The sequence below is a fragment of the Bacillota bacterium genome (genome assembly GCA_040754675.1).
GTDB lineage: Bacteria > Bacillota > Limnochordia > Limnochordales > Geochordaceae > Geochorda.
On the sequence record JBFMCJ010000369.1, the window covers coordinates 1 to 4164 of the forward strand.

The window sequence follows — 4164 nt, forward strand, 5'->3', positions numbered from 1 at the left end:
GAAAAGCGAGCCGGGCGCCCCCGGCGGCTCCCCCTGGCAACGGCCGTCACGTGGGCGGCAAAGGCAATGGCGCATAACAGCACCAGCACGTCACCCCGCCGGACGGCGAGGTCCGTGGGTTCGAGGAACATGAGCGCCATCCCGCCAGCCGCAAGCCCCACACCCGCAAGGGCCGCCGGCTGCTGGGGTCTTCTGAACGCCAGGGCGTCCAGCACCGGTACTAGCACCACCGAAAGCCCGGTAATGAAACCCGCCTTGCCCGGGGTGGTGTACTGCAGCCCGACCGTCTGCAGAGCATACCCGGCGAAAAGGAAAAGGCCCGTCAGCAGCCCCGGCCAGGCCGATCCCCACCACGGAGTCCGCTGAACAGGGTCGGCACCGCCAGGGCTCGACCCACCGGCCTCTTGTGAGTCCCGCGCCCTCTCCCATGCCATGATGCCCGCCAGCACCAGCACCGCCAGGCCGAACCGCATGGCCAGAAAGGTGAAGACCGGCACCTTTGCGACGGCGTCCTTCACGGCCACGAACGTGAAGCCCCAGATCATGGTGATGAGTACAAGCACGCCGTCGCCTAGCACGCGAGCCTCGCCGTTCGCGTCTGTCAACGCTCCTCCAGACCCGCCCCTCCTTCTGTGTTTCAAGGCTGCGGCTTGAAGCTCGGGTGACTGGAGGCCCCAAAACCCTGGCAGCCTTGTCGGGGAAGGGATCTACGCCGGCCGTTCGATTTCCGCCAGCTTTCGGAGGGTATCCAGCGTCTCCCTGCGCCCGAGGCGAGCCCGCACGACCGCCCCGCGCCAGACCTGAATCGTGCGGTCGTACAGCTCTCGATCCACCGGAAATGGGATGCCGTCCTTTCCCCCGTGAGCGAACGCGTACCGCACCGGATCCCGGAAGCTCGCCCGGGCGCCGTACACCACCTCGGCGACCATGGCCAGCGCCCGGATGGTCTTGCGGCCTACCCCGGGAGCAGCCAGCACGCCCTCGAACGAAGCAGGAGCGGCGCGGTACAGGGCGTCAAGGGCGCGTTCGAGTTGCGGGGTGTCGGCGATGCCGTGCTCGCGGGGCATCTGGAGGCTGCGTTGTTCGGAAAGGTGGCGGAGTTGCTGCCGCCACCAGGACAGGCTCAGCCCCGCCAGTTCCACGCAGGCGCCCCGCGCCCGTTCGCTTTCGCGGTCCACCATGTTGAGGTGGATGCGCGGCTGCCGGACCCCCAGTACAGCCGAGTGAGGCTCGTCCACGAAGGAGCGGACCGCCTCCGACAGCCAATGGTAGCGCCGCGCCCACCCGGTCTGTTCGTTCATCCCTTGCTGAACCACGCACCAGCGGCCCGACGGCGTGAAGAAGAACGTGTGGTGGTAGAGGGTGTGCCCGTCCTGGACGGCCGCGCTGTCCACCTTGGCCACCATACGGCTGGCGTAAACGAGCCTGTCCGGGTCAAGCGGGAGTCCTTTTTGCTCCACGTGTTGGGCGATCTCAAGGGGCGTGCGGCGGGAGGTTGCCCCCTTGCCCCCGCAGACGAACAGGCCCAGGTCTCCCATTCGATCCTTGAGGCCCTCTTTCAGCGCGCCGCAGACGACGGTGGTCACCCCGGACGAGTGCCAGTCGTACCCAAGCACGCTTCCCAGCGACTGGAACCAAAACGGGTCGCTCAAGCGCCGCAAGACCTCGTCGGGGCCCCACTCTTCCACCATCGCCTCGACGATTGCGGCGCCCAGCTTCTTCATGCGGGAGAAAAGCCACGGCGGGCAGTGACCCCCGTGAAGGGGCAGTGCGGCCGTGCCGGTGCGGCCTGCCACGCTCTCATCCGACCCCTGGGCCGATTATACTCCCAACCGGGGGATCTGCGGCTGTGGACGCACGCCTGGCCGGGACATCCGAACAGCTCTGGCACGACCTGGTGGAACGCATCACCCACTGCACCCGCTGCCCTCGCCTGACCGCTTATCGGACGCGGATCGCTGCCCAGAAGAAGCCCGCCTACGCCGGTTGGGAGTACTGGGGCCGCCCCGTGCCGGGGTTCGGCGACCGCAAGGCGCGGCTTCTCGTCGTGGGCTTGGCGCCTGCGGCCCACGGGGCCAACCGCACCGGCCGGATGTTCACCGGCGACAGCTCCGGCAACTTCCTCATCGGCGCGCTGTGGCGGGCACAGTTCGCCAACCAGCCCGCCTCCGAGCATGCCGGCGACGGCCTGCAGCTGATGGACGCCTTCGTGACGGCCCCCGTCCGCTGCGCCCCGCCGGACAACCGCCCGCTGCCGGAGGAGTTTGAGCGCTGCTTTCCCTATCTGGCGGCCGAATTCGCACTGCTGGAGCGCATCCGGGTGGTGCTGGCCCTGGGCCGGATCGCTTTCGACACCGCGCGGAGGCTCTTGAGCTCCCGCCTGGACGAGGCCGGGCGGCAGGCTCTTCGAAGGGCGCGCTTCGCCCACGGCGCGGTGTACGCCTTCGGGGGTTCAGCCCCCGCGCTGGTCGTGTCGTACCATCCCAGCCGCCAGAACACCCAGACCGGGCGCCTGACACCCGCCATGATGGACGGTGTACTTCAGGAGGTGCGGCGCCTTCTGGATCAGGTCTGAGTGCCGAGGGAGCGTTCGTACGGCTCGAAGAGCGCCTCGTAGAGGTCCATGGCGTAGCGATCGGTCATGCCTGCCACGAAATCGCACAGCACCCGGCGGCGGTCGGAGGCGAGCGCGAGCCGTTCCTGCGTCTTGCGGGGCAAGACGCTTGGCTCCCGCTCGAACAGCTCGAAGAGCCTCCGGATGATGAGCCGCCCTTTCACCGACATCCGCCGGGTCCGAGGGTCGTAGTACATGCGCTCGTAGAGCAGCCTTTGGATCTGCTCCACCTCGTGCCGCACCCGGTCGGAGAAGCCCACGAGCGGCCCTTGCTGCCGGCGCACTTCATCAGGGGAGGCCGGCGAGAGGGCCTCCAAGCGGCGCAGGCTCTCGGCCGCCACGTCCCGGATGAGGCGGTCGATCAAGGCCCGCACCACCATCCGCTGGCGCACCTCCCGGGCTGCGACGGGCCGCTCCTCGAGACGAGGCACGCCCGCCCGGACCCCGGCGGCCTCTTCGGCCTCGTGCCAGATGGCCAGGCGCCCGCCAAGTTCCCGTTCCTCGATGAACCCAACGGTCAGGGCGTCCTGCAGGTCGTGGGTGCAGTAGGCGATGGTGTCGGCAACCGAACAGATCTGGGCCTCGATGCCCGGCTGCCGCCAGCACGAAAACTCGTCGAGCGTGCCGGGCCGGTCGTAGAAGGTCTCGTGGCGCGCGATGCCCTCCCGGGTCTCCCAGGTCAGATTGAGGCCGGGGTGGTGGGCGTAGCGTTCCTCGAGTTCGTCCACGATGCGCAGGGCCTGGAGATTGTGCTCGAAACCGCCGTGGTCGCGCATCAGTTCCCTCAGTTCCTCTTCGCCTGAATGGCCAAAAGGCGGGTGGCCGAGGTCGTGGCCCAGGGCGATGGCCTCCGCGAGCGTGGGGTTTGCGCGCAGCATCGCGGCAAGCGCCCGGCCGATCTGCGCCACCTCCAGGGTGTGCGTCAGCCGCGTCCGGTAGAAGTCGCCCTCGTGCAGCACGAAGACCTGCGTCTTGTGCTGGAGCCGCCGGAAGGCTGTCGAGTGCACGATGCGGTCGCGGTCCCTCACGTAGGGCGGCCGCGGGTCGTCGGACTCCCCGGGAACCGGATAGCGGCGGCCCCGGCTCGACGTGGACCGTGCCGCCCAGGGCGCCAGCGCTTTCTCCTCCAGTTCCAGCAACGTCCGCTGCGTCTCGTCCATTGCGACCACCCCCGCACCCGTGCGCCTCCCCGGTCCGGCCTGCTACCCGGCCCCGCCGGCCGCCGTCCTCCGGGGCGTGGAGGCAGCCGGCCGCTGGCCATGTGAGGCAACGGCAACCCCGAGCAGGATCAACAGCCCGCCCAGCCACAGCTCCGGTCCGGACGGCTCGCCCAGCAACAGCACGCCCAGGGCCGCCCCCACCAGCGGCTGGAGCAGGAAGAAGAGGCTGGCGGACGCCGCGTTCAAGAGCTCAAAACCCCGGTTCCAAAGGAAAAACGCGAGGGCCGTAGACACCAGCGCCAGGTACAGCACACCGGCCGCCAGGGCTGTCCATGCCCCCGTCGCTGGCCCCTCCCCACTTGCCGGCCCCGGACCTCCTGCCGCGACCGT

General features: G+C 69.2%; 5 protein-coding genes. 1 reads left to right on the forward strand and 4 read right to left on the reverse strand.

Annotated elements, in window-relative coordinates; all coding sequences use genetic code 11:
- Both AB1609_16995 and AB1609_17000 read right to left on the reverse strand, forming a co-directional pair.
- A partial coding sequence (locus AB1609_16995; GenBank protein ID MEW6048144.1) for a DMT family transporter occupies window positions 1-605 on the reverse strand: 605 nt, incomplete at its 3' end.
- Between the two features lie 102 nt (window positions 606-707).
- The gene (locus AB1609_17000; protein ID MEW6048145.1) at window positions 708-1796 is read right to left on the reverse strand and encodes a DUF763 domain-containing protein; all 1089 of its coding nucleotides are present in this window, start codon (window positions 1794-1796) and stop codon (window positions 708-710) included.
- Between the two features lie 53 nt (window positions 1797-1849).
- Between AB1609_17000 and AB1609_17005 the strand changes: the two genes are divergently transcribed.
- Window positions 1850-2575 (forward strand): uracil-DNA glycosylase, encoded by a 726-nt coding sequence (locus AB1609_17005; GenBank protein MEW6048146.1) that lies wholly within the window; start codon window positions 1850-1852, stop codon window positions 2573-2575.
- Here the strand turns inward: AB1609_17005 and AB1609_17010 are convergent.
- Together AB1609_17010 and AB1609_17015 are read right to left on the reverse strand one after the other, a co-directional pair.
- Window positions 2566-3774, reverse strand: coding sequence for a deoxyguanosinetriphosphate triphosphohydrolase (locus tag AB1609_17010; protein ID MEW6048147.1), 1209 nt, complete (start codon window positions 3772-3774; stop codon window positions 2566-2568). The genes AB1609_17005 and AB1609_17010 overlap by 10 nt on opposite strands.
- A 42-nt stretch (window positions 3775-3816) precedes the next feature.
- Window positions 3817-4164: EamA family transporter (locus tag AB1609_17015; protein ID MEW6048148.1), on the reverse strand; the 348-nt coding region annotated here is incomplete at its 5' end.